At 68.3% G+C, this 4,767-nt stretch carries 4 protein-coding genes; 1 reads left to right on the top strand and 3 read right to left on the bottom strand.

Annotated features, from left to right (window positions below):
- Nucleotides 1-41 precede the first annotated feature (41 nt).
- The 3 genes from J7I97_RS30760 to J7I97_RS30770 form a co-directional block, all read right to left on the bottom strand.
- Nucleotides 42-716, bottom strand: a complete 675-nt coding sequence (locus J7I97_RS30760; RefSeq protein WP_214941444.1) for a 4'-phosphopantetheinyl transferase superfamily protein — start codon at nucleotides 714-716, stop codon at nucleotides 42-44.
- Nucleotides 717-771: 55 nt separating this feature from the next.
- Nucleotides 772-1,422, bottom strand: coding sequence for a formylglycine-generating enzyme family protein (locus J7I97_RS30765; protein ID WP_374195530.1), 651 nt, complete (start codon nucleotides 1,420-1,422; stop codon nucleotides 772-774).
- 568 nt (nucleotides 1,423-1,990) lie between these two features.
- Nucleotides 1,991-3,220, bottom strand: a complete 1,230-nt coding sequence (locus J7I97_RS30770) for a cytochrome P450 (protein WP_214941450.1) — start codon at nucleotides 3,218-3,220, stop codon at nucleotides 1,991-1,993.
- 576 nt (nucleotides 3,221-3,796) lie between these two features.
- On the opposite strand from J7I97_RS30770, the gene J7I97_RS30775 reads away from it, so the two are divergent.
- Entirely contained in the window at nucleotides 3,797-4,180 is a 384-nt protein-coding gene (locus J7I97_RS30775; RefSeq protein WP_214941453.1) for a DUF4180 domain-containing protein, read from the top strand.
- The last annotated feature ends 587 nt before the right edge of the window (nucleotides 4,181-4,767 follow it).

The following is a 4,767-nucleotide window of genomic DNA, read 5'->3' on the forward strand; positions in this document are numbered from 1 at the left end:
CCTCTCCCCCGTGCGGACGCAGGCCCCCGAAGGCGCGACGGTCACCGTCCCGTCGTCCGCCGCAGGGCGATCGCGGTGAGCAGTATGCCCTGGCGGGAGAGCCACCGGCCGTCAAACCCTTCGACGCGTCCCCCGTCGGCGGTGGGGCCCGGGACGAGCAGTCGCGCGGAGAAGGTGCCGGAGCCGGGGTCGATGCGGATGTCCGCCTGGGTGAAGTCGAGTCCGCGCTCGGCCAGCGGGAACCAGACCTTGAACACCGCCTCCTTGGCGCTGAACAACAACCGGTCCCAGCAGACTCCGGGCGAGGACCGCATCAATGCCTCCACCCGCGCACGCTCTTGGGGCAGCGCGATGAACTCCAGCAAGTCCTCCGCCAGGGGAAGGTTGGGCTCGGCATCGATGCCGAGCCCCAGGAACGCCGAGGAGCGGGCCATGGCGGCGGCCCGGAACCCGGGACAGTGGGTCATGCTGCCGACGATGCCGTCGGGCCACAGCGGTTCACCGCGCCCGCCCGACAGCACGGGCGCCGGCGGCACGCCCAGTTCGCCCATGGCGCGGCGCGCGCACATGCGGACGTTCGCGTATTCTTGTCGACGTTTCGGCCGGGCGCTCGCGACGGCGGCGACCTCCTGCGGGTACAAGGCGGTCAGCGCCGCGTCGTAGTCGACGAACGTGCTGCCCGTGCCGACGGGGGACGGCAACAGCTCATCGATCACAACGGCACCCCACGCTCACAGCCTCGTTCCCGAGCTCGCCTCCCGCGCACCGCGCTCAAAGCGATCGGGCGAGCCTGAACCCGAGGTCGTCGATGGCGAGGGTCGGGTGGCTCTTGCGGCGGCACGACGCCCGGCACCCCCGGGGTTCGTCGAAGAAGCCGCCACCGCGGAAGACGCGGTACGGGCCGTAGACCCGGGGGTCGTAGACGTCCCAGCACCACTCCCAGACATTGCCGATCATGTCGTGGAAGCCCCACGCGTTCGGCTCCCGCATCGCGACGTCGTGCACCTCGCCCCCGGAGTTCCCGCGGTACCAAGCGATCTCGTCCAGCTCTCCGTGGCGGACGTCCGAACTCCCGGCCCGGCAGGCGAACTCCCATTCCGCCTCCGACGGAAGGCGGTAACCGTCGGCTGCCCAGTCGCACACCACGTCCTCCGCGTCGCGGCTGTCGCCCGTGGCGTAGCAGGATTCGAGCCCGGCGATCCGCGAGAACAGGTTGCAGAACCGGACGGCGTCGTTCCATGACACCTCGGTGATCGGGGTTCGAGGCCCCGCAGAGCTCTCCGGCACCTCACCCAGCACAGCTGCATACAGCTCGCGGGTGACCGGAGTCGGCGCCAGCTGGAAGGCGGCAACCTCGACCCTCCAGTCCGTCATCGTGCCCTCGTCCCGCAGCATGATCTCTCCCGTGGGAAGGTCGATCATGGGGTCGGCAGCCAAACGGCGTGTTGATCCACGGCTCATCGCAGTCCTACTCCTCCACATTCGGTTCGTGTCCTCAACGTGCGATGACCGTCAAGGCACCCGCGGACGTGATCGCGGACTCTCGTCCCGTTCAGCCGGACGACGGGTGCGACCGGGCCGGCACTCGTCGCCGCGTTCTACCTGGTCTGCCGCGAACCACACCTGGTTGCCATCACGCTCGCAGTGTGCCGCACCGGGCACACCCGGGCGGCGCCAACGGATCCTTTCAGGCCAGGCCAGCGCGCTGTGACCCGGCGCGAGCCGACCAGGGCATTGCCGGAGCGGCGGCCCGGCCGACCGAGCACGTTTCAGCTGGGGTCGCGGAGCCGGCAGGCCGGGCTGGGACACGTCTGCTCCCGGTGTGCGCGGTGCGACCGTCCCGCCGCACGGTCCCGCGCGCCCTGCTGCGCACCCCCGTGCCCGCCGGGCGGGTGTCCGGCGCCATGGGCACGGGGATGCGCCGGCGCCGCGCCACCGGGTCCGAGTGACGCGAGGTCGCGTGCCGCGGCCTGCTCCGCGGGCAGGGGGGTCAGCCCTGTGCGGCGCCGAGCGACACGGGCAGAGCCCTCAGCCCGCGCAGCGCCGTACCGGGCTGCCAGCGGAGGTCGGCCGGGTCGGCTGCCAGCCGGATGTGCGGGAACCGGTCGATGAGCCGGTCGAAGGCTATATGCGCTTCCAGCCGGGCCAGCTGTGCTCCGACGCAGTAGTGGATGCCGTGTCCGAAGGACAGGTTGGCGCCCGCCTGACGATGGATGTCCAGGCTGCCGGCGTCCGGGAACTGGGATTCGTCCCGGTTGGCCGACGTGAGGGCGACCACGACCAGTTCGCCCTCCGGTATGACCACTCCGCCGATCTCGATCGGCTCGGTCGTGAAACGCAGCGACGACGTGTTGACCGGGCTCTCGTAGCGGAGGAGCTCGTCGACCGCCCCGGACATCAAGGAGCGGTCCGCGCGCAGTGCGGCGAGCTGGTCGGGGTGGCGGAGCAGCGCGTACGCACCGTTGCCGATGAGGTTGACCGTCGTCTCGTTGCCTGCGACCAGCAGCAGGAACGCCATCGACACCAGTTCCTTGGTGTTCAGCTTCCCGTCGTCACTGGAGCGCACCAGACCGGTGAGCAGGTCGTCCGCCGGTTCCGACCGCTTGCTCTCGATCAGCTCGTACAGATACCCGAGCAGTGCCGTCGTGGCCTGCGCCATGCTCTCCGGATCCCCGCCGGAGAGCTGGGTGGGGACCCAGCCCTTGAAGCGCTCCTGGTCGTCGGCCGGAACGCCCAGCAGCTCGCAGATCACCGCCATGGGCAGCGGGTAGGCGAGGGCGCGCATCAGGTCCACTTCATCGTGGCCCTCCATCGCATCGAGGAGTTCAGTGGTGATCTCATCGATCCGGGGGCCCAGTTTCTCCACCGCTCGCTGCGTGAACACCTTGTTGACCTGCTTGCGCAGCCGGGTGTGGTCCGGCGGGTCGGCGTTCATCATGTGCGCCGCCAACTCGCTGGCGAACACCATGCCGGTCTCACCATCGGTGTGCCGCTGGATGACCTTTTGGCCGGCCTCGATGTTCTTGGACAGCCGATTGTCGGTCAGCACGGACTTCGCGTCGTCATAGCGCGTGACGAGCCAGACCTTGGTACCGCCCGGCGCGATGATCTCGCGGACCGGTGCCTCGGAGCGCATCACGTCGTATAACGCATGCGGATCGTGCTCGAACTCCTTCTCGTCGATCTGGAGCGGAGCCGCGCCGGTGTGACCGCTGGACATGCTTCCTCCCGTATGTGAATCGAAATATCAACGACGAATGTGGTGCGCACTGATGAAAGGGTCGTGCGGGGAGCCGGTGCGGGCAGTCGATCACTAAACGCCGTGTCCCGCAAGACTTCCCCGGTGAGCGGAACCGGCCTCGGGCTATCGGGCGAGATGTCTTCACCGCTCACCGCCTTCGTGGACCGCGGGATCGTCGGCCGGTGCGCCCGCGGCCACGCCGCTGCGTTCCGGGGCGTCGGCTGGAAACCTCTGCCGACCGCTTTTCGGCCACTCGTGCCTGGCTCGAATCCCGCAGGTCTCGGTGGAACTGTTCCGCATCCGTCGGCGCCCGCTTTTCTCCCGGCTCCGCGTCACGGGCCCGTCCGCCACCCGTCTGACCAGCGAGAAGACTCCGCAAGCACCGACGGCCCCCGGAGGGGTCCGCGCGGGCACCGCAGGTGTCGGCCGGTCGGTAAACCTCTACCTTACGAATTGGCTGAATAGTTTACTGGCGTGCAGATGTGGCGTTGACCCGTGAACAGGCGTGTGTTAATTTCCTCCGGCATATGCGATCATGATCTTGGGGGACTGGAAATGACGGACTTACTGCAGGAGCGCCGCGGGGTGCAGGTATTGATGTGCGATCCCAAAGGGCCCACGGTGGTCACCGAGCAGGATGCGCTGGACTTGATCGGTGCGGCATTGTTTGATGCCGAGGTCGTGGTCGTGCCTGTGAGTCGCTTTGACGAGAAGTTCTTCTCGCTCAGTACCGGTTTCGCTGGTGATATCATGCAGAAGTTCGTCAACTACCGACTGCGGCTGGCCGTCATCGGTGATATCTCCCGCCACATGGAGACCAGCACCGCACTGCGTGCTCTGGTTCATGAATCCAACACGGCAAGCCATATCTGGTTCCTTCCCGACGTTGAATCCCTCGACGCACGCCTGGAGGCCGCGGGCGCGAAAGGGCGGGGCTAGCGCGCCCGTCCTGTAAGGCGAAAATGGACGTGAGTCGGCCGTGCGCCCCGGAGCGCGTACGGCCCACCGGCCCCCGGCGGGGGCCGGGCCGAAGCTGTGCCGACCCGGACGTCCGGCGCCGATCTTTGCCCAGCGGGCGCCCGGAGCGCTCCTCGAACGGCCGGACGCACAACTGCTGACCGGGGCCTGACGGCATGGTCGCCCCGGCTCGCGTGACACCGCGCCATGCGTGTCAACGTGCAGTCCAGGTCCCACAGTTGCCGACCTCCGGGACATGGGACAACGTGGGCCCCGGCACAGGTGCACCTCCTGGCCAGCTGTTCTCCATCGGGATGCGCGCTGCTGTCGGAGAGCGCGCGCATTCCTAGGGAAGGCAGCAGCGTGGCCACGCGGAGCTCGTGAGTTTTGACAGGGGCACACCGGCTGCGGAGACCAGCAGCCGGCTGCGACACATTCAGGCGGCATTCACCGTTGGAGCCGTTCACCAGGAGACGTTCCTGCCTGCCGGTTCGGCGTGCCCAGGTTCGGTAGTGGGTGGCCGTGGTGGTGCCTCACAACATCGCGAACGATAAGGGGAGTATCCACTG

It is taken from the genome of Streptomyces sp. ISL-87 (assembly GCF_018614095.1).
Lineage (GTDB): Bacteria > Actinomycetota > Actinomycetes > Streptomycetales > Streptomycetaceae > Streptomyces.